Raw genomic sequence first — 23,267 nt, 5'->3', positions numbered from 1 at the left:
TGATGACCGACCCACTCGACCCGATGCAAAGCATCGCTGGCCGTGTGCGGGCCGCCCGCGACAACCTGGGTTGGACCCAGACTGAGCTGGCCACCCAAGCAGGCCTGTCACGTCCCACAATCGCCCGGATCGAGCGGGGGGATGATGTCTCCACCGTGACCCTGGCCAAGGTCGTAGATTGCCTTGGACTGACGCTCACGGTGGTGTCTGCAGTAGCAGATCAAGGTTAGGGGCGCTGTCACACAATCGGTCGATCTCGGACACCTGTCCAGCTCGGAGCCGTTCGGCCTGCCGAAGCCTCCACCAGTGTCTCATAATCCCTGTCCAGATCAGTAGGTGTACCAAGCCGTGCCTCGTGGCCATTTCGGACACCTACCCTGTGGATGTGATGGCTTGGTGGCGGGCTTCTGTGATCGCTCAGTGGCGGTGCAGGCGCGGTCAGGTGTCCGCCGTGGTGCGGCGCAGCTCGCGGTAGATGGTGGTTCGGGAGACGTTGAACAGCTCGGCGAGCTCGGCCTGGGTGTGCTCGCCAGCCGCGTGCAACGTCAACAGATGCTTGCGCTGAGAGGGCGAGAGCTTGGGCTTCTTGCCCTTGAGCTTGCCCTTGGATCTGGCGATGGCCATGCCCTCGCGGGTGCGCAGGCGGATGAGGTCCGCCTCGAACTCGGCCACCATGCCGAGCACGTTGAACAGCAACCGGCCGACGGCGTCGTTGGGGTCGTAGACGCTGCCTCCGAGACTGAGCGCCACTCCCTTGATGGTGAGCTCGTCCGCGATGTCCCTCGCGTCCGGGAGCGAGCGGGCCAGCCGGTCGAGCTTGGTCACCACCAGGGTGTCGCCGTCCCGGGTCGCGGCCAGCGCTTCGCGCAGCCCGGGCCGGGCGCGGGTCGTTCCCGTCAGGCCGTGGTCGAAGTAGATGTTCTTGCTCTCGACTCCGAGGCGCTCAAGCGCTTCCCGTTGGGCGGAGAAATCTTGCTCGAGAGTCGAGACGCGCGCGTAGCCGACATGCATGTCCCCATTGTTGCAGTTAGCCTCCCTTTACCGCCCATGTCACCGTACGGGTCTTGCGTACATGGCGATCCATCGTAAGGAGTCGTCGAGGAGGAAGCTCTCTCGACGTACGGTGAAGGTTCCCCTTACGGGCATGCGATCTGGGCTGACGCCTGTGACCGAGTGTTCAGTGCGCGCTGTATAGTTCAGTCCATGCTGACTATTGCTTCGCGTCTCGACGTGATGAACCGCCTGGGTCGTGCACTGGCCGACCCCACTCGATCCCGGATCATCTTGACCCTGCTCGACCATCCCGCTTACCCGGCGGAACTGGCCCGAGATCTGGACCTGACACGCCCGAACGTGTCCAACCACCTGGCATGCCTGCGCGATTGCGGGATCGTCGTCTCCGAGCCCGAGGGTCGTCGGACACGATATGAGATCGCCGATTCGCACCTGGCGCAGGCGCTGACGGCACTGGTCGATGCCACCCTGGCAGTGGACGAAGACGCCCCGTGCATCGATCCCGCCTGCTCGCTTCCCGGATGCGACGCAGCTGGGGAGGGCGCATGATCCTCACCTCGGTCTTGCAGGCGATGGGCCTGTTCGCAGCGACCAACATCGACGACATCATCGTGCTCTCCCTCTTCTTCGCGCGAGGGGCAGGCCAGCGCGGCACTACCGCCCGCATTCTGGCCGGCCAGTACCTCGGATTCGCCGGCATCCTCGGTGCCGCGGTCCTGGTGACCATCGGTGCCGGAGCATTCCTGCCCTCGGCAGCCATCCCGTACTTCGGTCTCATCCCTCTGGGTCTCGGCCTCTGGGCCGCATGGCAGGCCTGGCGCGGAGACGATGACGACGATGACGACGAGGCCAAGGTTGCCGGCAAGAAGGTCGGCGTGTGGACAGTCGCAGGCGTCACCCTTGCCAACGGCGGCGACAACATCGGCGTCTACACCCCTGTCTTCCTCAGCGTGGAACCTCTCGCAGTAGTCGCCTACTGCATCGTCTTCCTCGCGCTCGTCGCGGTCCTGGTGGCCCTGGCAAAGTTCGTCGCCACCCGCCCCCCGATCGCAGAAGTGCTCGAACGCTGGGAGCACATCCTCTTCCCCATCGTTCTCATCGGCCTCGGCATCGTGATCCTCGTCAGCGGCGGAGCCTTCGGACTCTGACGTAGCGGCAGCGATCCAAACGGCCCCGACCGGGCGCACCCCTCTCGGTTCAGACCGCGACACCTACCTGCAGCCAGTCCTGAGTGATCGCGGCAACAAGACCGCCACGGAGCGCTGCAAAAACCCCGCCACCAAGCGAACGAAGCCACACCTACCCTGCATGCGCCGCTGACGCGGCGCCGGGCCTCCTGGCGAGGACCCGGCTGCGCCCGCAAGCGCCGATTCACCCGAGCACGGCTGCGAGGGTGCGCTGGGTCCTCCCTGACACCGAGGAGGACCACCATGGCCTGGACAACGATCCGCACCGCCGTCACGCTCGACCTGCCCGCCTTCGCCGAGCCGGTCGAGATCCACCACGACCCCGCGCAGCACGCCCTGCTGGCCCTGGACCCCGCCACCGGCGAGTCCGAGGTCCTGACCACCCGCTTGCCCGACTTCCCGCTGCTGCCCGACGAGGCCGTCGTCAAGGACTGGTCCGAGCACAGCGGGCGCCCCCGCGCCCTGGCCGAGGTAGGCGTCGTCGAGCTGCTCGACGCCATCGCCGTCGGGCCGTTCGCCGCCACGGCGCACCGCGTGCGCGTGCTGACCGCGGGGGATGCGGCATGAGCACGGCGACCCCCACGGACACTGGTGCTCCCCGGGTATGGCTCGGGTGCCTGGGCTGCTACAACGACGGGGCCCTGGCGGGCCGGTGGGTCGACTGCACCGACGTCGAGGACGTCACCCTCGCCGACCTCCACGCGGGCTCTGGGAGGCCGTACGCGGCCTGTGAGGAGGTCTGGGTGCTCGACCACGAGTTCGTGCCCGTCGAGGGCGAGTTCGGGCCTCTGGAGGCCGCTCAGTGGGGCCGGTGCTACGAGGAAGCCGGCTCCGACCGCTGGACAGCCGTGTGCGCGTGGGTCCGGTCGGGGATGCACGTGGTCGAGGGCACCGGCGACATCCCGAGCTTGGGCGACTTCGAGGAGCGCTTCTGCGGGCACTGGGAGGGCTTCCGGGAGTACGCCGAGCAGCTCGCCGACGACACCGGGATGACAACCGGCTGGCCGGAGGAGGCCGTGCGGTACTTCGACTGGGCGAGCTGGACCCGTGATCTCGCGTTCGACTTCACCGTCGTCGACGCCCCGGCGGGCGAGGGCTACGGCGTCTACGTGTTCCGCGACCTATGAGCCGCCGATGAGCCCGCGAGAGCGGGTTTCTCGGTTCGCTCAGAGCTCCAGGTCGTACGCGCCACTGTGCTTTGCCTCCTGGCGGACCTCGTCGAGCAGGGCGGCCCTGCTCGCTCTGCTCGCCCACACCGGAGCCATGGCCCGGTTGTACACATCCCGCATGGTCTTGCCGTCCTTGCGCGGCGTGTCGAGGAACCGCTTGAAGTCCGGTGGCTCCTCGACGACCCTCGCCAGCTCGGCCTCGAGCCGTTCTTCGGTCTCCTCAAGGGCCCGGCGGGCGACCCGTGCCGCATCAGCCTGTCGTGCAGCCTCGGCGCGCTCGCCCTCAGCGAGGCGCGTCATCTCGGCGAGCTGAACCTGGGCCTCAAGCCGACCATTTTCGTAGCCCTCTCGGTGCCCGTCGGCCTTCGCCCGTCGTTTGATCTCGACGGCCTCTTCCAGCTCGGCAGTCGCAGCTGCGCGCTCCTTCTCGGCAGCCGCGAGCTCGGCCTTGGCCGCTTGCTTGTACTCCCAGGCAGCCTTGCTGTCCTTCTCCGCGACCGAGATCTTGGCCGCGAGCTTGGTCTCGACGTACTCCCGCTCGGCGACCGCGACGCGCTCGGCATCCATCGACCTGCCGAACTCTTCCTTGCCCATCCCGGCGAGGTGGCGCTCCTCGTCGAAGTCCGGCGAGATGTCGTAGCCGCGTTCGATCAGATGCTGCTTGAGGCCCTCGTGGTACTCCCGCATCTTGGCCGGCCCACTCTTCACCTTGCCCTGTTCATCGCGCACATCCCGGTGCGAGAACCACGCCCGCGAAGTGTCGACGCGCAGCCGCCCCGGCTTCCTCGGATCGGCGGCGAAGGTGTCGGCGACGATCTGAATGTGCGGCGTGGACTCGGAGAACTGAATGTCGTACCCGAGCACAGCATCGCGGCCACCAGGGATCACGTTCTCCGCGAGATAGTCGACCACGGCCTCGAAGTACTTGACGGCTTCATCGCGGTCCGCCGCGATCCAGCGGCTGCGCCGCATCGGCTCACCCGTGTTCCTGTCGACGACCGGCTCGCCGGTCGTCGAGTCGAGCACCGGATAGAAGTCCTCGATCTCCTCGCACATCGACTTGGGCAGGTGAGAGACCAACAGGCTCGTGGTCACCGTGCCGCCGGTCATCTTCCCGTTCTTGTCAGGAGCATCCTCGCGCAGCTTCCGACTGAGCAGCCCCACCCGCGACTCGCCGTAGTCCAGCACCTGCCGACGATCGGTGCAGCGAGCAAACCCACCACTGCTGTCATTGACCATCGCCATGTTCAACGGCTCGTCGGCGACGACGATGTTCGGGTTGCGCGCCGCCCAGTACGCGATGCTCTGCTGGTCCAGCTCGCGCATCGCCTCGTGCAAGATCGCCGAGCGCTCACTGACCGCCTTCGTGTGCTTCGCGTGGAACCCAGCGCGGCCCACTACTTCCTCGCTCATGATGCCTCCGTTTCTCTCCCCGAGCCTCGGGCTGCGCCACTCGGGGAGAGCACCTCCGGCGGATCCCATCCGTGCTGCGGGACCCTGCTTCGCCGCCCACAGCACGGCCGTGCCGCAACAAGTCCTTCTCGTGCGGGTCCCTGCTTCGCCGCCCACCCGACAAGGACTTGTCTTAACCCCGTAAGACAAAGTGATCGAGCTGCGCTCGACCGGGCTGCGCCCTTCACTTTGTCCGGGGCCCTCCGGGGGCCGCTGCGCGGGGCTCCGGCCGCTGCGCGGCCGGGGAGCCCGGCACCTCCGCCGACGCCCCACTGGGGCCTCGGCTTCGGTGCGGGCGGCAACGCCGGGTGGCCGGGATCGAGGTCCCGGTGGGGCCTTGCGACAGTCGCCATCTCGACCACTTCAGGACCCGTAGGGGTCCGTCGAGGTGGTCGAGATCCCGACCTCGCCGTAGCCGTCGGTGGCCTCATACGATGGCGAATAATCGACCACCGAACCATCGCCCGAGGTCGCCTCCTCGTGCCCGTCCTCGGCACCGCCCTGGGCGGTGAGCCGCTCCCGGGTGTGGTCGAGATCGACGGCCCGCCGAAGGGCCTCGACCTCCTCCGCCGAGGTCGCTCCGAGCGAGTCCGCCAACCACTCCCCGAGGGAGTGCTTGGCGTCGATGAACGCCCGCGCTGCCGCCTTCTTCTCGGCCCGCTCGGCGGCCCGAATCTGGGCGTTGAGCTTGGCGCGCTCGGCCTTGAGTTCTGCTGCGGTCTTGGTCTTGATCATGATCGTCTCCTTCGGTTGATACAGTCCGGTGCCCATCTCCGGGGTGGGCAGATCTGAAATCAGTGCCGCGACTCGGGCACGTCAAGCACGAGTCCGTTCTTGCGAATCTCTGCCAGCCGTTCGTCCGCGATCCGCTGCTTCTCGCCCGCCCGCTGCTCGCGCTCCTCGGCGGACAACAAAGGACACTCGTCCTCGTGTGCATCCCAGGCTGAAACGGGGAACCGCTCGCAAGTGCAGACAGACCGCATCCGCTCGTGCTCTTCGACCTCCGCCGCACGCCTTGCTCGTTCGGCCTCCTCCCGGCGCTTGGCGCGCTCGGCATCAGCGAGCTCCTGCTGCATGCGCTCGATCTCGCGCTGCTGAGCCCGCTCCCGAGCATCCCCTTCGATCTGTGCGTGGCTTGTCGCCAGTTCGTGCATCTGCTCGACAGGGATGGACTCCGCGACGTCCTGATTGCGCTCCTGGATGATCGAGATGGCGAGGAACCGCGCGGCCTCAGTGCATCCCTTGATCACGGCGACCGGCTCCAACTCATGGCGGGTCCATACGTTCCCGATCCAGTCGCCGCCGCGCGTGTAGGCCCGCTCGATCCGTGGCTCCCCAGCCGACTCCCGTACCCGGAAGATCGACACCAACATGCCCTCACGAATCCGATCCACGTCGTCCCCGGCGTCGTCAGGCTTGGAGACTTCCAGATACCACCCGATGCGGAAGAGGAACTCGTCGATGTCCACGGCGACCCTCGGTGCCGTCTTGTGATCGCTCGCCAGCTCAGCCAGATGTTCGGAACTGGCACGACGCTTCATCGTCACGCCCAGCGAGAGCAACGTCTCACTCGTCGACGCCATGATCGCCCGCGGCGTCGGAGCGGCGGTGTTCCGGAACCGCGTCGCGGCCTCGACGGCCTGGTTCGGATCGAAGTAGCGCAACCCCTCGTCATAGTCAGGCACCAGCTTGTGGCGCATATCCTCGTGGTGCACCACCTCAGCACGACCAATACCCTCCAAACTGTTGCGACCAGCGGGCTTGACCACGCGCCAATCACATCCGGCGAGACCGGCCATCCACACGAGCTGCGACCCCAACTCGCCGAGCACCAAGTCCTTCCCCTGGCGCGTCGGCCCAGCCGCCAGAACAAAGCTCTTGCGCCACACGGGGCCGATCTGCTCGGCAACCTTCTTGCCGCTGAGCTCGGCGTACTCACGAGCAAGCTCCCGGAGCCGAGGAAGATCATCAGCGTAGGCATCCCGGTCCTTCTCCCGGGCCTCGACCAGCTCCATCCCGTCCATCACGGCACGGCGCAACTTGATCTTGCGCTGGCGCAAGGTCTGGCCGCCGTCGGCCGCCCGAACCCGACCCGCCATGTGGGCGTCCAGTGAAGCGCTGAAGTCGAAGTTCGCCACCACCCGGCCGCGCCCGTACTGGTACTTACCGGGCTTGCCCGGCTGGGCACGATCGACCAGGTAGTAGCGCTCCGGCTGGTTCACACCCTGGATAGCGTTCGCGCCCCTCGACTCATGAGTCAAGTACTCCGCGAGGTCGAAAAACGCCTTCTCCGCAGCGTTCCGACCCTTGTGCAGCTCCGTTCCCTCCTGAGCGGCAATCTCCTTCGGCGGCTGCACCCTGGCAGACGGCACCCACAACGCATCGGAAACCGCACGGATCGTCGGCCGATCCTCGGTGAACCAGATCACGATGTGAACATGCGGGCCCTTGAGTCCGCAGCAGACCGGCTGCTCGGTGCCTTCGTCCACATCCACGAGCCGATCGAAAAGGTGCCAGATGTAGGCCACCCGGTGGATACAGGGCCCGAGCGTCCTCAGCCCTGCCTCGATCTGCTCCTGAGTCATCATCACCTCGCCCGTCTTGGGGTGGGCGCGGTACTGCATGATCGACACCACGCGAGAGCGCATCCGGGCGCGAGCCTTCTGCTCGCGGGTCTCCTTCTCCTTCGCCGCCTCGAAGAAGACCTCCGCCTCGGCCACCTGCTCCGGCGTCGACTCGATAACGAACGGACTCACGTCGTCGTTCTCGTCGGCCCCCGGGATGTCGAAATCGGCGTAGTCGACTGCCTCTACGAGGGCAGCGTCCGTATCGGAGAACACTGCGCCCAAATCTGCGTCCGTTTCCGAAACGGACGCGCGCGAACCCAAGGAGTCGCGCGCGTCTAATGCCTGGTCAGAGAGTGATTCCTGGGGTTGGTCGAACACCGTGCGTCCGTTTGTCCGTTTTCCATCAGCAAGAAGCGCCCCCTCCAGGACCGGGTTTTCGACGACAGCGTCGGGAGAGCCCACTCCCTTTTGGGGGGTCGTAGTCGTCCCCTCCAGGTCGGGGGAGGGGGTCGGGCCCAGAGGAGTCACGACGACGCACCCCCGAACAGGGAGGCGAGGTGACGGCACTGCTCGTCGGTCAACGGGGGAGCGCTTGCGACGATCCGCTCGACCGCAGCCTCGACATCGGCGAACGTGGGCTCCGCCGGTTCGATGGGGACGACCAGAGCGGAGAGGTCCTCGCGGCGGACCTTGATGAGATTGCCGATCTTGGCGGCAGCCAGCTCCCCGCGCTTGATGCGCTGACGCAGCGTCCAATGGGAGCCGTAGCCGAGTTCGACTACTTCGGTGAGGGTGAGCCACTCCCGCTCGGGGAGGGGCCGACGGACAGGTTGACGGTCGTGAATGGGCTGTGACGCCACGGTGGCCTCGCTGATGCGCAAGCGAATGCACACCGCACGTCCCGGCTCAGGCCAATCCGGAATCTGCCTCCACCGTCAGGGAGGCTCACCGCCTGCCACGCAGATCAGCTCGCGGCTGCTCGGTCACCAACCGAGGGTCTGCGCCTCCGCCCGTGTGCTCCATGAGCGGCACCTCCCATTCTAGCGAAAATCGCCACGAATCAACAGGCTGCGTTCGCCGGATCATCGCGCACCGGTCGCCACTCACGCCGCCAGGAGCCAGCCCGTCATCACCAGGTGATTCCTGAAGGCGCGGAGTTCGACACGTGCCCCCTGAGCTCCACCAGATGTTCGTTGTTCAAACCCACGACGAACGAAGTTTGAGTTCCCGACTCGTCCTCTGCCAACAGGTGGAGGGCGAGTCGTTGCACGTCTGGGTTGAAGAAGACGTTGAACGGCTCGCCTGGTTGGCCGTCGATCTGGTCGTCGGTGGTGACGTAGAGCTTGTCGAAGAAGGCCTGGTTGGCGGTTCGCCGTAGGGAGTCGTCGAGGCTCATGCAGAGCGCGTGGCAGTCTCCGGCGAGGGCCAGGCAGTCGTCCAGGTGTGCCTTGGCGCGGTCGTACTCGATGTCGCCTGTTTCGATCTGTGTTTCGAGGAAGGCCAGCCGGCGGGCGATGCGGTCCTGCTCGGTATTGAGCAGGTCGAGGAAAAGTGACCCCTTCGGCAGTCCTTGTGGTGAGAGCGCGCAACGTCGCCCGAGTCAACGAGAACTCGTCACTGGCACATGGCCTGTGAGAGCTGGACTGACAACTGGATGAGAACTGGTAGCTGACAAATGCGTTTAGCCTTGTGACCTGATTGTCGAGTCGCAACGACTCGCGTAGGTGAGGTATCAAGGTTTCGCTGGTGTCGCGCCCACTTCGCTGGTGTCGAGCGTTTTCGCTGGTGTCGCGCCATACTGCTGGTAACCGCGAAGCCGTAGCATGGCGCCCATGATCGCTCCAGTCGTCAGCCAGGAATGGCTCGTGTCCCATCCCGACGTTGTGGTCGCCGATGTCCGCGCCTACCTCGACGGGCGTTCCGGGGCCGACGCCTACCGTGCCGGTCACATCCCAGGAGCGGTGTTCGTCTCCCTCGACGTCGTTCTGGCCGACCCGCCGTCGAAGGAACGCGGCCGCCACCCGCTTCCCAACCCTGCACGTTTCGCCTCCGGGCTCGCCGCCTGCGGGATCGGCGACGACACCACGGTCGTCGCCTATGACGACGCCGGGGGAGCGATGGCCGCCCGACTCGTGTGGCTCCTGCGCATCCTCGGCCACGATGCCGCCCTCCTCGACGGGGGGATCCAAGCATGGCGAGGAGCACTCAAGACCGAGTCGCCGATGCCAGCCTCCACCCAGTTCACCCCCCGTCCCTGGCCGGCCGAGGCGCTGGCTGACATCGACGAGGCGGCCACCGGGGTTTTCGTCATCGACGCCCGGGCCGCGGAGCGCTACCGCGGCGAAACCGAGCCACTCGACCCGCGGGCCGGACACATCCCCGGGGCGCGCAACTTCCCCTACCTGGGCAACCTGACAGACGACCTGCGCTTCAGGTCCCGAGAGGAGTTGCGCGGGCGGTTCGCAGACATCGCCGACGCCGGATCGGTGATCTCGACGTGCGGATCAGGCATCACCGCGTGCCACAACCTGATAGCCCTCGAATACGCCGGGCTTGGACGCGGACGCCTGTTCCCAGGCTCCTGGTCGCAGTACAGCGCGACCGAGCGACCCGCCGCCGTCGGCGACGAACAGGGGAGCTGAGCGGAACCTCTGGTTGTGTGAGCGAACACGCACGCGAAATGATCATTCCAGTTTCGCGATTCGCTCAGGAATGCGGCCATCACGGTAGCCGGTTGGGAGACTGAGGAGTCGAAGTTTCACCGTCGAAGGACCATACAAACATGAACGTGCGCGGACGCGTCACCCTGCCGATCGAGCAGGGTATGGACGACCAGCTCCCCCAGATCCTGGATCGGCTCGGCGCCGATGCGGTTCGCAACTCGGACGGCACCTGGCTGCCCGAGATCACCTCCCAGCTCGGGGTCAAGGTGTACGAGACGTACTTCCCGGCCCGCGGCAACCAGGAGTTCGCCCTGGCACACCTGGACGCCAGGCCGCGCTTCTACCTGATGTCCGACCGGGTCACCGCGCCCGCCGAGGGGCCGCTGGCCATCGACATCATGAACGGCTACTACAAGATGCAGGTCGAGCCTGACCAGGGTGACCTGCAGCGCTGGTGGGAGGTCATCGACCGCACCACGGGCGAGGTCGTCCCCGTCGAAGGCTGGAGCGTCTCCGGCGAGGGCGCGGACGTGACCGTCACGATCGCCGCTCCGGTCGCCTTCCACGTCTACACCGTCAGCTTCCTCGCCTGGCAGGTGTGGGACTCGACGCAGATGTACAACTACACGACCAACAACTGGGAAAACGACCCAACGCGTGTCCGGGAGATCGGCTACGACGCCCGTCACCCCGACGCATGGGAGTTCATGACCTCCTCGATGCGCAAGTGGTGCGAGGAGCGCCCCGAGGTCGACGTCGTGCGCTTCACCACGTTCTTCTACCACTTCACCCTCGTGTTCAACGACCTCGGCAAGGAGAAGTACGTCGACTGGTTCGGCTACTCCGCCTCCGTCTCCCCGCTCGCTATGGAGGCATTCGAGGCCGAGTACGGCTACAAGCTGCGCGCCGAGGACTTCATCGACGAGGGCTACTACAACAACTCGTTCCGGGTGCCGTCGAAGGTGTTCAGCGACTGGATGGACTTCCAGAGCCGCTTCGTCAGCTCCCGGGTCAAGGAACTCGTCGACATCGTGCACAGCTTCGGTAAGGAAGCACTGATGTTCCTCGGCGACACCTGGATGGGCACCGAGCCCTACGGCAAGTACTGGCCCGAGATCGGCATGGACGGCGTCGTCGGCTCGGTCGGCTCGGCCGCCACCTGCCGGATGATCTCCGACATCCCCGGCATCCGGTACTCCGAGGGCCGGTTCCTGCCGTACTTCTTCCCGGACGTGTTCAAGCCCGGCGGTGACCCGCTCGGCGAGGCCAACGAGTCCTGGCTGCAGGCGCGCCGCGCCATCGCACGCAAGCCGCTCGAGCGGATCGGCTACGGCGGCTACCTGTCGCTGGCCGTGCAGTTCCCCGAGTTCATGGCCCGCATCGAGCAGATCGCCGACGAGTTCCGCTCCATCCACGAGGTCGGTGAGGGGCATCTGCCGCAGTCGTCGACCATCCGCGTCGGCCTGCTCAACGCCTGGGGCGCCCAGCGCAGCTGGCAGACCCACATGGTCGCCCACGCCCTGTGGTACAAGCAGATCTACTCCTACCTCGGTGTGCTCGAATCGCTGGCCGGCCTCCCGTTCGACCTGCAGTTCATCAGCTTCGACGACGTGCGTGACGGCAAGCTCGACGACCTCGACGTCGTCCTGAACGTCGGCGCCGCCGGCACCGCGTTCTCCGGCGGCGAGCAGTGGCTCGACAACGACCTCATCACCGCGCTGCGCGGCTTCGCGGCGAACGGCGGTGGCGTCATCGGCATCGGTGAGCCGAGCGCCGTCCAGCACCAGGGCGCCTACTTCCAGCTCTCCGACGTCCTGGGCGTCGACAAGGAGCTGGGCTTCTCGCAGTCGACCGACCGGTACCCCGTCGAGCGTCCCGAGCACTTCATCACCGCCGACCTTCCGGGCGCCCTCGACGTCGGTGAGGGCGCGGGCGACATCTTCGCCACCGGCGACGCGACGCAGATCCTGCGGCTTCAGAACCGTTCGGTGGAGTTGGCGGCCAACCAGCAGGGTGAGGGCCGCGGCGTCTACATCGCCGGGCTGCCCTACAGCCACGAGAACGCCCGCGTGCTGCACCGCGCCATCTTCTGGGCCGCGGGTCGCGAGGCCGACTTCGACGCGCAGTGGGTGCCGAGCAACGTCGGCGTCGAGGTGTCGGTGTTCCCGGAGGCTGGCAAGGCGTTCGTGATGAACAACCTCACCGAGGCCGCCGCAACCACGCTCCGCGGCCGCGCTACCGGGCTCGACGGCGACGGCGCGATCACCGAACTCCAGCTCGACCTGGAGCCGATGGAGTCGCGCTGGATCGACCTGCAGGGCTGAGCCGGCAGCTTGCGCGACGCCCCCGGCGACCCTATGGTCACCGGGGGCGTCGTCTGTCTTGGACGCCGATGGTCAGGCGCAGGCCCGTCGGGGGCTGGCGGGTAATCTTGGTTGCGCACCAATTCTCTGGAGGTTTCCATCATGCCGGCGCTTCGGTCCCGCACCACCACCCACGGCCGCAACATGGCGGGCGCACGCGCCCTCTGGCGGGCGACGGGCATCACGGACTCCGACTGGGGCAAGCCGATCGTGGCGGTGGTGAACTCGTTCACGCAGTTCGTCCCGGGCCACGTGCACCTGCGCGACATGGGCAAACTTGTCGCGGAATCCATCGCCGAGGCCGGGGGAGTCGGCCGCGAGTTCAACACCATCGCCGTCGACGACGGCATCGCCATGGGCCATGGCGGCATGCTCTACTCGCTCCCCAGCCGCGAACTGATCGCCGATTCCGTCGAGTTCATGGCCAATGCCCACTGCGCCGACGCTCTGGTGTGCATCTCGAACTGCGACAAGATCACCCCTGGCATGTTCCTGGCCGCGCTACGGCTCAACATCCCCGCCGTGTTCGTCTCCGGCGGCCCGATGGAGGCAGGGAAGGCCGTGATCAAGGAGGGCGGCGAGGTCACCTCGCTCGACCTCGTCGACGCGATGGTCAAGGCCGTCGACCCGAACGTCACAGACGACGAACTTGGCCGCATCGAGGCCAGCGCCTGCCCGACCTGCGGTTCCTGCTCCGGCATGTTCACCGCGAACTCGATGAACTGCCTGCTGGAGGCGATCGGCCTGGCGCTGCCCGGCAACGGTTCGACGCTGGCGACCGCGGCAGCCCGGAAGGGCCTGTTCCAGGAGGCCGGGCGACTGATCGTCGAGTTGTGCAGGCGCTGGTACGACGAGGATGACGCCTCGGTGCTGCCCCTGTCGATCGCGACCAAGCCCGCGTTCGAGAATGCGATGAAGCTCGATGTTGCCATGGGCGGCTCCACCAACACCGTCCTGCACCTGTTGGCGGCCGCGCAGGAGGCCGGGGTCGACTTCACGCTGGACGACATCGACGCCATCTCGCGGGTCACGCCGTGCCTGGCGAAGGTCGCGCCGAACTCGGCGCGCTACTACATGGAGGACGTGCACCGCGCTGGCGGCATCCCGGCGCTGCTCGGGGAGCTGAACCGGGGCGGCAAGCTGAACGATTCCGTCCACTCGGTCCATTCTGCGACGCTCGCGCAGTGGCTGGCCGACTGGGACATCCGGGGCGGCACGGCCCGTCCAGAAGCCATCGAGTTGTTCCATGCGGCGCCCGGAGGCGTTCGCACCACCGAGGCGTTCTCCTCCTCGAACCGGTGGGAGAGCCTCGACACGGATTCCGAGGGAGGCTGCATCCGCTCCACCGACCACCCCTACACCGTCGACGGCGGGCTTGCCGTCCTGAAGGGCAACATCGCGGTCGACGGCGCCATCGTCAAGACGGCAGGCGTGCCGGAGGAGCAGTGGGAGTTCACCGGCAAGGCCATCGTGACCGAGTCCCAGGATGAGGCCGTGCTGGCGATCCTCGGGAAGAAGGTCCAGCCCGGTGACGTCGTCATCGTCCGCTACGAGGGCCCGAAGGGTGGGCCGGGGATGCAGGAGATGCTGTACCCGACGTCGTACCTGAAGGGCCTCGGCCTCGGGCCGCAGTGCGCGCTGGTCACCGACGGTCGGTTCTCGGGCGGGTCGTCGGGCCTGTCGATCGGGCACGTCTCGCCGGAGGCCGCCTCGGGCGGCACGATCGGGTTGGTGGAGGACGGCGACCAGATCACGATTTCGATCCCCGAGCGCCTGATCCGGCTCGATGTCGACGACGAAACCCTCGCCGAGCGTCGCGCCGCGCGTGAGGCACAGGGGTGGTTCCCGAAGGATCGGGAGCGTGAGGTGTCGACGGCGCTGAAGATCTTCGGGATGCTGGCCCAGTCTGCCGACAAGGGAGCCGCGCGCAAGCTCCCCTGAGGCGCCATGTTCGCCTGACCCGCACCGAGCAAGGGTGCGGGGGAGCAGGGGGGTCGCTACGATCGGTGCGCGAAGGGGGAGATGCGCCGATGGATATCCCGACGATCGTAACGACTGTCATCCTGATCGTGGAATACGCGATGAAGATCATCGCCGTCGGCGTCGTGCCCGAAAACCGGCGACCCTCGTCATCGTCCGCCTGGCTCCTCCTGATCCTCTTCCTCCCGCTGGTCGGGTTCCCGCTCTACTGGCTGATCGGCAGCCCTTATATGAGCGGCCGACGCCAGAAGGTGCAACAAGCCGCCGACGAGGTCCTGAGGCAGCACACCGGGGACCTGCCCATGCTCCCGGCAGACACGGAGGCATCCCGGTCGCTGGAGCGCATCATCCAGATGAACCGGACCCTGACAGGCATGCCGTGCATGACCGGCGAAGTGCTCGACATGCTGGACGACCCCGCCCAGACCTACGCCGCCATGGCGGCAGAGGTCGACAAGGCGAGCCGATACGTGCATGTGCAGTTCTACATCATGGCGTGGGACGACACCACCGACGTGTTCTTCCAGGCCCTGGCGCGTGCCGTCCAGCGCGGGGTCAGGGTGCGGCTCCTAGTCGACGACATGGGCTCGCGCAAATACGCGGGTTGGAAGCAGTTCAAGAAGCGGCTCACCGAGGTCGGTGTCGACTGGCATCTCATGCTGCCCATCGACATCCTCAGGGGACGGTGGCGCCGACCAGACCTGCGTAACCACCGCAAACTGCTGGTCGTCGACGGCGACATGGCACTGGTCGGCTCACACAACCTCATCGACCCGCACTACGCAAGCAAGAAGAACCTCAAGGTCGGGAGACGCTGGCACGACCTGTCTGTGGTGGTCTCGGGCGACATTATCCTGGAGATCGAGGCCGTGTTCGCGATGGACTGGTATGTCGAATGCGGTGAGGTGCTCGACCCGGAGGAGCACTTTATCGACAAACCTGACCTGGTTCCGGGCGGGGCCGCCAACGCAATGCAACTGGTACCGTCCGGCCCCGGTCACCCCACCGAGCCGAACCAACGGATGTTCGTCGCACTGATGCATCTGGCAAAGGAGTCCCTCACCATCGTGAGCCCCTATTTCGTGCCGGATGAGGCGCTGTTGGGCGCCATCACCTCGGCGGTCTTCCGTGGGGTGGACGTTGAGCTCTTTGTGGGAGCCGAGGCCGACCAGTTCATCGTCGGGCACGCGCAACGGTCCTACTACGCCGCGTTGCTGGAGGCCGGGGTGAAGATCTACCTGTATCCCGCACCGACCGTGCTGCACTCCAAGCACATGACGGTCGATGACCGCATCGGTGTGATCGGCTCATCCAACATGGACTACCGCTCGTTCGCACTCGACTACGAGATCATGCTGATGGCTTTCGGCGGCAACCTCGTCGACCTACTGCAAGCTCAGGACGCGGCCTACCGCGAGGTGTCGCACCTTCTGACGCTCGACGAATGGCGAGGCCAGCCTTGGCCGTCGCGCTATCTGGACAACGTCTGTCGACTGACTTCCGCGTTGATGTAAGCGACGTCTCCCTGCCACGATGAGAGACGCGCCACCGGGGTGTAAACCAGCCCCGCGCGGAAGCGCGGGGCCGGTGCTCAAACAACCGCAGAGGGGTCGACTACGAGCAGCTGGCAGCCTCGTAGGCCACAGAGCTCTCCGCCGTCGACAACCCATCCTCGGTGGCAGCCGAGACACTGAGCGTCCCGGCTGCCAGGTCACCGGAACGGACGGTGAACGCGGCACTTGACGAGCGGCCAGCCGCCACCGTCAGCGTCTTCGAGCCGAACGGCGCGGCCAGCGCGACGGCGACCGGGACCGATTCGCTGTTGGTGACCCGCACGACCGGGGTGACCCGTCCGGCGACGCAGCGCGTCGTGACGCTCGCCTCGACGTCGAGGGCGGTGCCCGCCTCGACGACGACCGTCACCTTGACCGCCCGGTTCCCGGGCGAGACCTCCTCGTTTGCTTCCAGATCGAAGATCGGCAGCCCGTCTGCGGCGAAGTGGACCCGCCGCACGAACGTGTCGCGTCCTGACAGCCCGTTGTGGTTGGTGCGGGCGTGGAACACGTAGAGCAGGTTGCCGTCCTCGTCCTCGGACCACATGCCGTGCCCGGTGCCGAGTTGCCAGGTGCCGTTGAAGATGCCGGACTTCTGGATCGGGTAGTTCAGCTTCGTCCAAGCCGACGGCGAGGTCAGGTCGACCCCTTCGCCCGCGTCGGCCATCGCCAAACCGGTGGTGTACGAGTCGCCGACAGTCGAGCCAGAGTAGATGAGGTACAGCTTCCCGTCACGGACGTGGACGTTCGGGCCCTCCGCGATGGTGTTGTCCCACGCGTATTCCGGCACCACGATCCGCACTGGCTCCGAGGTGAGCCTCGTCGGGTTCGCCGGATCCATCTTCGCGATGAAGATCGACCCGAGCATCTGCCACGAGTAGTACGCCTGGCCCGAATCCTCGAAGTAGGTCATGTCGAGCGAGATGTTCTGGATCGGGTTGAGGATCGACCCGTCGGCCTTCACGACGCGCTCTGCCTTGGTCCAGTTCGTGGCGACGCTCGGATCGAGATCGTTGCCGGCTGCGTCCTTCTTGAGCTGGATGATGCTGGCGCGCCCCGTCCACATGTCGGGTCGGCCGTTGGAGCCGTTGTAGCAGGGCATGAACAGGATCGAGAGGGTGTCGTCGATCACGTGGAACTCCGGCGCCCAGAAGCAGCCGGTCATCGCCGCACCGTAGGCGTCGGTGTCGCCAGCCTTGAGAAGGTCGACCTCCGTGTTGCGGCCCGCGGCGATGGCGTCGTCGGAGAGGTCCTCGATCGTGTCTGCCCAGCGGAACGGCATGTGGGGGCCGTTGGCGGGGTCGATCGGGTTCATGTTGAGGTCCTCGGTGGCGATCATCAGGAACTTCTGCTGGCCGTTCCAGTCGAAGCTGAACACCGAGGGGTCGGCCCGCTCGTCCGCGAACGGCGTCGGGTAGGTGGGCTGCTTGACGGTGCCGGTCACCTCATAGCTGCCGGGGGTGGACGTGTCGACCGCCGCGATGTCGGCCGCGTCCCATTCGACGGCGCGGGTGTCGGTGGAGCCGTCGCTGTAGGTGAGGTCCGCCCGCTCGGGTAGCTCGGCCGACGTCAACGCCGACCCCTTTGCGATGCTGACCTCGTCGAACGCGTCGACGGTGGTGTTGGTGACCCTACCGAAGCGCACCTCGAGCGCGGCCGCCGCCTCGTCGGAGACCACGACCCGGTTGCCGGAGCCGAAGTTGGCGATGCCCGAACCATCGACGGTGAAGGAGGGGAGCGAGCCGCGCTGCGGCACACCGCGGGTCGACTGGTCGGCGAGGTCGCCGAAGGTGACATACATCGGTGCCCCGCCATCCGAGGTCCAGCTGACGACGTAGTGCCCGGCCGCGGAATCCCAGACGGCTGCAGGATCGTTGACGCCGCCGCTCACGCCGACGTTGACCATGGCGACCTCGCGGTAGGAGAGCAGGTCGGAACTCGTGGCGAACAGGACCTGCGAGGCCTGGGTGCCGTCGGCGGCGCCGCCGCGGGCGGTGCGGGTCGCCACGACGCCGAAGGTGCCGTCGGCCAGGCGGAACAGGTGGGGGTTGCGCAGGCTACGCAGGATCGCCTCGGTGGTTCCGCTGGCCGGCGGCGTTGACGCGGTCTTCGGGAAGAAGATGCCGTAGTTCTCGTTGAGCGGCGCCCAACTCTCGCCGTCGTCAAGGGCGAGATGCATGCTGAGCGCGACGTCGGCGTTGTTGGCCTCGGCGACCGTCGTGGGCACCCGGTCGTAGGCCAGGAGCGTGCGAGCCCCGGATGGATGGACGTCGACCTGGAACTCCCGCTCCGTGTTGGCGGTCGTGGCGGGATCGGTCACCCGAACCCTGACGGTGGCCGGCACCGCGGTGTCGCCGTCGGTGGTCAACGCGCCGTCGCTCAGGACGGCTCCGGTGACGGCCAACACGGCGACGGTGGTGCCCTGTGGGGCGGTGGGCAGCTCGTAACCGGAGGCCACGACCGGCTCGACGACGTACTGCTGCGCCAGCCGCTCAACCCTCTGCTGCGCGGTCTCGGTCGACGGCTCCACCGTCACGACGATGCTCTGGCTGGCCGACTGGCCTCGCACGGACGCCGTGGCCGTCAGCTCGACCTCGACGCCCGGCTGGCCGGCGACCGGCGCGTTCACCGTCCCGTCGACGGCAACGACCGTCGGGTCCGACGAAGACCAGGTGACCTTTCCACCGGCGGTCGGGAGGTCGAGGTGTGTGCTGGTGGTGATGTCGACCAGATTGAGGCCGGTCAGGACCGCCTGTGCCTTGGTCGCGATCTCGGCGGTGTTCAGCGCCGCGTCGGTGGCGGAGACCGCTTCGATCTCGCTGGCCGTGAGGGCACGGTCGTAAACGCGGAAGGACGCGATCGAGCCCGCGAACAACGGATCCGGCCAGGGGGCACGGCCGATGGTGTTCAGGGACTGGTCGGCCACGTCGGCAGGGGTCGAAGCCACGGCACCGGTGGCCACGCGCACGCCGTCGAGATACAGCGAAGCGGTGCCCGCCTCGCCGTCGACCACGGAGGTGACGTTGGTCCAGGTGTCGGCCGTGACGCCGCAGGAGCCCTGCGCGAAGAGCCGCTCGACACCCCCGGTCTTCAGTCCGACGAGGGGGGAGCGGCCCGACCCGCAGTTCAGCGACGCGAATAGGTACTCGGTGGCTGCTGAGTCGTTTCCGATGTTCCAGAGGAAGTGGAACGTGTTCAGCATCGCGGCCGAGGCCTTCACCTCGGCGGTCACGGTGGCGCTGGTGGCACCGACGAGCAGGTCGTCAGGAAGCTCGACCCAGTCGCCGGTCGAGGTCTTGGCTCCTCCTCGCAGCCTGAGCGACGTGCCGGTCCAGTCGCCGGCCTGCAGGTTCTGCACGGTCGCGGGGCCGAAGGACGACCCGTCGGCCCGGTTCGGCACCGAGGCGCCGTCGCTCTGGTTGAACAGGTACTCGGCCACGAGGCCGTTGTCGGGGGCGGCTGCGCTGGCTTGTGGTGGCGCGGTTCCCAGTAGCAGCGCGCCCGCGGCCAGCGCCGCCACGACACGTTGGCGTCCAACTCTCATCGTCTCTCCTTTGAGTTCGTATGTGCCACGTTGGTGATCCGCAGGGCGGGAGCGGCCCCTCGAAATTGAGGGGAGACATGTGACCGGTAACACGCTAGCCTATAGCCGAGCCCCAGTGAAGGGGAATCGACACGTTGAACCAGACGAAGCAGTCTCGGGAGGTCGCAGAAAAGATGAGAGCAACAAGGAAACGCACGGCGCTGGCCTGTGCTCTGGCGCTGCTGGCGGGGGCGTTCGTGTCGCCCCCGGCCGGGGCGGACCCGACAACCACTGACCCCAATATCCTGGCGCACTACACGTTCGAGACGGCCGGGGCCGTCACCGACGTGTCGGGCCACGGCAACAACGGCACCCTGCTAGGCACGGGTGCCACCGTCTCGAACGGCGTCCTGACGCTGCCCGGCGGCTCGGCCACCAGCGGCGCAGGCTACGTCCGCTTTCCGAACAACATGTTCGACAACCGGGACACGTTGACGATCTCGACGTGGCTGAAGAACACCACCGGGGCCGGCAACTACTCGGCGATGTTCTTCGGGTCGGCCACGGGTACCTACCCCGCGCAATACTGGCTGCTCAACCCGCGCAACGGTTCGAATCAGTTCAAGTCGGTGATCACCAACGGTTCGGCCCCGTCGTCGCCGTGGTCCACGGAGTACGGCATCTCGCCGACCAACGCGTCGCAGGGCATCGCCGGCCCGGTGACCGACGACCAGTGGGCGATGTACACCACCGTCATCACCCCGACGTCGATCACCGGCTACTACAACGGAAGCCTCATCGGCACGGTCGCCACCACCAGGACGGTCAGCCAGTTCGGCACCGGGCTCGCCGGCTTCATCGGCCGCTCGACGTATTCCGACATCTACTACAAGGGCAACGTCGACGACGTCCTGGTCTCGACCGGCGCATACAGCGGCGCCCAGGTCGCCGACCTCTACCACTCGAACGGGCGGGTCACCGACGATCAGACCCGGACCGTCCTGGCCGCCGACGCGGACAAGGTGACGCTTCCAGCCGAGGCGATCGCCGACCTGTCGCTCCCCGCAGGCGGGGCGAGCGGGTCGATCGTCACCTGGGAATCAGACCTGCCCGGTGTCATCTCCGCAGCCGGGGCCGTGACCCGACCGGGCGCAGGCTCGGCCGACGCCACCGTGACCCTGACCGCCACCTTCACGCTGGGCGGCGTGTCTTACGCGCGTGACTACGCCGTCACCGTCCCCGCTGTCGACGACCAGCGCGACCTCGCGCGCATCGCCGATGCGTTCACGCTCGGCATCGAGGTGGTCTCCGACGACATCAACCTCGCGGACGCGACGGGCGACTTCGACATCAGTTGGGCGAGTTCCGCTCCGGCCATCATCGCCTCCGATGGCGCGGTCACGAGGCAGGAGGCGGAGACCGAGGTCACGCTTACGGCGACGTTCGCACGGGGCGACCTGAACGTCACCCGGGACTACCGCGTGACGGTGCTCGCCGCTGCGACGGGTGACGTCGTCAGCTATGTCGCCACGGGTGGCACCGCCCGAACCGAGGCGCTCCACCTCGCGATCGCCACCGACGGCGACCCGTTGGTCGCCCTGAACAACAACAAGCCCGTGCTGTTCCCGCGCTACGGCACCGGTTCGTCCCGGTTCGCCAACCCGACGCTCTTCCGCAAGCCGGACGGCAGCTTCGGGCTGATCGCCACCGACAATGCGGCGAACGGCCACGTCTTCGTCTACGACTCCTCGGATCTGGTGACGTTCAGCAACCAGCGCTACGTGTCGACCAACTCGCAGGGCATCGTCGTGTCCCGCGCCGATGTCGCCTACGACAACGCTCTGGCCGCGTACCGCGTCGTCCTTCTGGCCACCAACGGGCAGGCCTGGGAGGTAACCACCTCCGACTTCACGAAGTTCTCGGCCCCCGTCCAGGTGACCGCGCCCGCGGTCGTCCCCGTCCCCGGTCTCCCTGGCAACGCCATCGAGGCCTCGGCCCTGCGCCTGACGGCCGAGGAACTCTCCAACCTGGACAAGCGCCTCGGCCGGATCACCAACACCGGCATCTCCGTCGGTGAGGACGTCACCATCCAGGCGGGCGAGAGCCTCGACCTCCCGGGAAAGGCGACCCTGGACTACTCCGACGGCTCCACGAAGCAACTCGGCGTGACCTGGGACACTAGCACCGTCGATGCCACCCGGCCCGGCACCTACACCGTCACCGGCACCGTCAACCAACCCACGTACGGCGACGCCGACGGCATCCTGGTTCCCGAGCGGGCCGACCCCTGGGTCTTCCGGGACGATACCCGCACCGGCAGCACGGAGTACTACTTCACCGGCTCGTACCCCACGACACAGCAGGTCCCGGGCGTCGGCTATGACCGGGTCGTCCTGCGCCGCTCCGACACGATCAACGGCCTGACCACCGCCAAGGAGGAGGTGCTGCTGTGGTCGCGCAACGCCGCCTCGCCCGACACATCGAACGGTTCGAAGGTCGCCTCGGGCGCCTACCGCTACTTCTGGGCGCCCGAGTTCCACAAGATCAACGGCGACTGGTACATCCTGTTCACCTCCAGCCGCAGCACGAACGTGTGGGACATCCGCCCGGCGATCATGCGCTGCGATGGTGACCTCGACCCGATGGTCGCCTCCAACTGGGAGGAACTGGGCTACATGAAGGCCGCGGCCGGTGACACCGCCGCGTTCGCGAACTTCTCGCTCGACATGACCTACTTCGAAAACGGTGGCAAGCACTACATGATCTGGGCCGAGAAGCCGGGCAGTTCAGACCTGCGCATGGCGGAGATCGACCCGTCCAACCCGCAGCAGTTGATCAGCAGGTCGATCCTGCTCTCCACCCCCAACTATGCGTGGGAACGCACCTCGTCGCAGGTGATCAACGAGGGGCCCGCCGTCATCAAGTCCGACAACGAGGTGTTCGTCTTCTTCTCCGCATCCGAGGTGAACGAGACCTACGCGATCGGCATGCTGCGTGCGCCCACCGACGGCGACCTGATGGATCCTGCGACCTGGCGGAAGACGGGGTTCCCGCTGCTTACCTCCGATGACTTCGGTGGCGCACAGGAGGGGCCGGGGCACAACTCGTTCACGCTGGACGCGGACGGGAACCCAGTGATCGTCTATCACGCGCGCCCGGCCAAGAGCGAGTGGGCACCCGGAGCCGACGGTGGGCTGAACGACCCGAGCCGCCACGCCCGGGTCAAGACGGTGCACTTCGCGGCCGACGGTTCGGCGGTGCTGAACCAGACGCGCGAGGAGGAGTTGGCGCCGTCGAATCGGACGGTGACGCTCACGGTCACCGTCGAGGGCGCCGAACCGAGCCTCGACGTCAGCGCCGCGGTCGTGATGAGGTGCGTCGTGGGTCGCGTGACACCCACGGTGCGGGTCACCAACGGTGAGGGTGTCGCCGTCGCGGCCGACATTGAGGCGCCGTTCGGCTCCAGGTCGCTGTCGGTGGCGGCCGAGCGCTCCGGCTCGGCGGCGTTCACCGTGCGCAACTCGACGTTGGCGGCGGGCACCGTCGAGGTGACGGCGAGGGCCACCGTGAACGGGGCGCCGGTCACCGAGGAGTTGAGCGTCGCCTATGACGCGGTCAGCTGCTCCTGAGGGTCAGGTGAGTTGATGGGTGGGGAGGGTCGGCCCGTGGGGTCGGCCCTCCTTGGGGGGTCCGCCCCGGCGTGCCCGCGAGAATGGGCCAGTGGTCGATTCTGATCCGTCTGGGGTCGAGTATCGGCCACTGTCTGGTGTTTCGAGGGCATGGTGAACGGTCCGGG

Annotated in this window: 18 protein-coding genes; 11 read left to right on the top strand and 7 right to left on the bottom strand. The window is 67.0% G+C overall.

Annotated elements, in window-relative coordinates; translation table 11 throughout:
• Positions 1–2 precede the first annotated feature (2 nt).
• Positions 3–230 (top strand): helix-turn-helix domain-containing protein, encoded by a 228-nt coding sequence (locus BUC15_RS21205; RefSeq protein ID WP_073187051.1) that lies wholly within the window; start codon positions 3–5, stop codon positions 228–230.
• Between the two features lie 208 nt (positions 231–438).
• Here BUC15_RS21205 and BUC15_RS08185 read toward each other — a convergent pair whose 3' ends face one another.
• Positions 439–1,011 (bottom strand): recombinase family protein, encoded by a 573-nt coding sequence (locus BUC15_RS08185; protein WP_073187027.1) that lies wholly within the window; start codon positions 1,009–1,011, stop codon positions 439–441.
• A gap of 192 nt (positions 1,012–1,203) precedes the next feature.
• Between BUC15_RS08185 and cmtR the strand changes: the two genes are divergently transcribed.
• The 4 genes from cmtR (at position 1,204) to BUC15_RS08165 (ending at position 3,328) form a co-directional block, all read left to right on the top strand.
• Positions 1,204–1,563 (top strand): Cd(II)/Pb(II)-sensing metalloregulatory transcriptional regulator CmtR, encoded by a 360-nt coding sequence (gene cmtR / locus BUC15_RS08180; RefSeq protein ID WP_006590980.1) that lies wholly within the window; start codon positions 1,204–1,206, stop codon positions 1,561–1,563.
• Positions 1,560–2,162 carry a cadmium resistance transporter gene (locus BUC15_RS08175; protein WP_016997609.1) on the top strand — a complete coding sequence of 201 codons (603 nt, stop codon included), beginning with the start codon at positions 1,560–1,562 and terminating at the stop codon, positions 2,160–2,162. The genes cmtR and BUC15_RS08175 overlap by 4 nt, the downstream gene beginning before the upstream one ends.
• A gap of 282 nt (positions 2,163–2,444) precedes the next feature.
• The gene (locus BUC15_RS08170) at positions 2,445–2,768 is read left to right on the top strand and encodes a hypothetical protein (protein WP_073187026.1); all 324 of its coding nucleotides are present in this window, start codon (positions 2,445–2,447) and stop codon (positions 2,766–2,768) included.
• A complete protein-coding gene (locus BUC15_RS08165; protein ID WP_073187025.1) occupies positions 2,765–3,328 on the top strand; it encodes an antirestriction protein ArdA in 564 nt (187 codons plus the stop codon). The genes BUC15_RS08170 and BUC15_RS08165 overlap by 4 nt, the downstream gene beginning before the upstream one ends.
• A gap of 39 nt (positions 3,329–3,367) precedes the next feature.
• Here BUC15_RS08165 and BUC15_RS08160 read toward each other — a convergent pair whose 3' ends face one another.
• The 5 genes from BUC15_RS08160 to BUC15_RS08140 all read right to left on the bottom strand — a co-directional run bounded on the left by BUC15_RS08160 (position 3,368) and on the right by BUC15_RS08140 (position 8,785).
• The gene (locus tag BUC15_RS08160; protein WP_139280162.1) at positions 3,368–4,783 is read right to left on the bottom strand and encodes a plasmid recombination protein; all 1,416 of its coding nucleotides are present in this window, start codon (positions 4,781–4,783) and stop codon (positions 3,368–3,370) included.
• A gap of 402 nt (positions 4,784–5,185) precedes the next feature.
• A complete protein-coding gene (locus BUC15_RS08155) occupies positions 5,186–5,557 on the bottom strand; it encodes a hypothetical protein (RefSeq protein WP_139280161.1) in 372 nt (123 codons plus the stop codon).
• A gap of 59 nt (positions 5,558–5,616) precedes the next feature.
• Positions 5,617–7,662, bottom strand: a complete 2,046-nt coding sequence (locus tag BUC15_RS08150; RefSeq protein ID WP_139280160.1) for a hypothetical protein — start codon at positions 7,660–7,662, stop codon at positions 5,617–5,619.
• A 251-nt stretch (positions 7,663–7,913) separates the two neighbouring features.
• A complete protein-coding gene (locus tag BUC15_RS08145; RefSeq protein WP_245787926.1) occupies positions 7,914–8,282 on the bottom strand; it encodes a helix-turn-helix domain-containing protein in 369 nt (122 codons plus the stop codon).
• Positions 8,283–8,518: 236 nt separating this feature from the next.
• Complete coding sequence (locus BUC15_RS08140) at positions 8,519–8,785, bottom strand: hypothetical protein (protein WP_073187021.1); 267 nt, start codon at positions 8,783–8,785, stop codon at positions 8,519–8,521.
• 9 nt (positions 8,786–8,794) lie between these two features.
• On the opposite strand from BUC15_RS08140, the gene BUC15_RS19890 reads away from it, so the two are divergent.
• The 5 genes from BUC15_RS19890 (at position 8,795) to cls (ending at position 15,909) form a co-directional block, all read left to right on the top strand.
• Complete coding sequence (locus tag BUC15_RS19890) at positions 8,795–8,944, top strand: hypothetical protein (RefSeq protein ID WP_175558275.1); 150 nt, start codon at positions 8,795–8,797, stop codon at positions 8,942–8,944.
• A 277-nt stretch (positions 8,945–9,221) separates the two neighbouring features.
• On the top strand, positions 9,222–10,031 hold the full coding sequence (locus BUC15_RS08135) for a sulfurtransferase (RefSeq protein WP_073187049.1): 810 nt from the start codon (positions 9,222–9,224) through the stop codon (positions 10,029–10,031).
• 140 nt (positions 10,032–10,171) lie between these two features.
• Positions 10,172–12,376, top strand: a complete 2,205-nt coding sequence (gnpA, locus tag BUC15_RS08130; RefSeq protein ID WP_073187020.1) for a 1,3-beta-galactosyl-N-acetylhexosamine phosphorylase — start codon at positions 10,172–10,174, stop codon at positions 12,374–12,376.
• 141 nt (positions 12,377–12,517) lie between these two features.
• Entirely contained in the window at positions 12,518–14,356 is a 1,839-nt protein-coding gene (gene ilvD, locus BUC15_RS08125; RefSeq protein ID WP_073187019.1) for a dihydroxy-acid dehydratase, read from the top strand.
• An 89-nt stretch (positions 14,357–14,445) separates the two neighbouring features.
• Complete coding sequence (gene cls / locus BUC15_RS08120) at positions 14,446–15,909, top strand: cardiolipin synthase (RefSeq protein WP_073187018.1); 1,464 nt, start codon at positions 14,446–14,448, stop codon at positions 15,907–15,909.
• A gap of 100 nt (positions 15,910–16,009) precedes the next feature.
• Here cls and BUC15_RS08115 read toward each other — a convergent pair whose 3' ends face one another.
• Positions 16,010–19,492 (bottom strand): family 43 glycosylhydrolase, encoded by a 3,483-nt coding sequence (locus BUC15_RS08115; protein ID WP_084189453.1) that lies wholly within the window; start codon positions 19,490–19,492, stop codon positions 16,010–16,012.
• A 173-nt stretch (positions 19,493–19,665) separates the two neighbouring features.
• Here BUC15_RS08115 and BUC15_RS08110 point away from each other — a divergent pair, with 173 nt between their 5' ends.
• Positions 19,666–23,100 (top strand): family 43 glycosylhydrolase, encoded by a 3,435-nt coding sequence (locus tag BUC15_RS08110; protein ID WP_073187016.1) that lies wholly within the window; start codon positions 19,666–19,668, stop codon positions 23,098–23,100.
• Positions 23,101–23,267 lie beyond the last annotated feature (167 nt).

Source organism: Tessaracoccus bendigoensis DSM 12906 (genome assembly GCF_900141915.1).
In the GTDB taxonomy this organism is placed as follows: domain Bacteria; phylum Actinomycetota; class Actinomycetes; order Propionibacteriales; family Propionibacteriaceae; genus Arachnia; species Arachnia bendigoensis.
This window is presented reverse-complemented; position numbering and strand designations above follow the sequence as displayed.

Bases quoted from the DNA above. Each gene is read 5' to 3' on its own strand.
- BUC15_RS21205 (WP_073187051.1), top strand. From the start codon at position 3: ATGACCGACCCACTCGACCCGATGCAAAGCATCGCTGGCCGTGTGCGG.
- BUC15_RS08140 (WP_073187021.1), bottom strand. From the start codon at position 8,785: ATGAGCCTCGACGACTCCCTACGGCGAACCGCCAACCAGGCCTTCTTC.
- cls (WP_073187018.1), top strand. From the start codon at position 14,446: ATGGATATCCCGACGATCGTAACGACTGTCATCCTGATCGTGGAATAC.
- BUC15_RS08165 (WP_073187025.1), top strand. From the start codon at position 2,765: ATGAGCACGGCGACCCCCACGGACACTGGTGCTCCCCGGGTATGGCTC.
- BUC15_RS08160 (WP_139280162.1), bottom strand. From the start codon at position 4,783: ATGAGCGAGGAAGTAGTGGGCCGCGCTGGGTTCCACGCGAAGCACACG.
- BUC15_RS08185 (WP_073187027.1), bottom strand. From the start codon at position 1,011: ATGCATGTCGGCTACGCGCGCGTCTCGACTCTCGAGCAAGATTTCTCC.
- BUC15_RS08155 (WP_139280161.1), bottom strand. From the start codon at position 5,557: ATGATCAAGACCAAGACCGCAGCAGAACTCAAGGCCGAGCGCGCCAAG.
- BUC15_RS08175 (WP_016997609.1), top strand. From the start codon at position 1,560: ATGATCCTCACCTCGGTCTTGCAGGCGATGGGCCTGTTCGCAGCGACC.
- BUC15_RS08135 (WP_073187049.1), top strand. From the start codon at position 9,222: ATGATCGCTCCAGTCGTCAGCCAGGAATGGCTCGTGTCCCATCCCGAC.
- gnpA (WP_073187020.1), top strand. From the start codon at position 10,172: ATGAACGTGCGCGGACGCGTCACCCTGCCGATCGAGCAGGGTATGGAC.
- BUC15_RS08110 (WP_073187016.1), top strand. From the start codon at position 19,666: ATGAGAGCAACAAGGAAACGCACGGCGCTGGCCTGTGCTCTGGCGCTG.
- ilvD (WP_073187019.1), top strand. From the start codon at position 12,518: ATGCCGGCGCTTCGGTCCCGCACCACCACCCACGGCCGCAACATGGCG.
- BUC15_RS08115 (WP_084189453.1), bottom strand. From the start codon at position 19,492: ATGAGAGTTGGACGCCAACGTGTCGTGGCGGCGCTGGCCGCGGGCGCG.
- cmtR (WP_006590980.1), top strand. From the start codon at position 1,204: ATGCTGACTATTGCTTCGCGTCTCGACGTGATGAACCGCCTGGGTCGT.
- BUC15_RS08170 (WP_073187026.1), top strand. From the start codon at position 2,445: ATGGCCTGGACAACGATCCGCACCGCCGTCACGCTCGACCTGCCCGCC.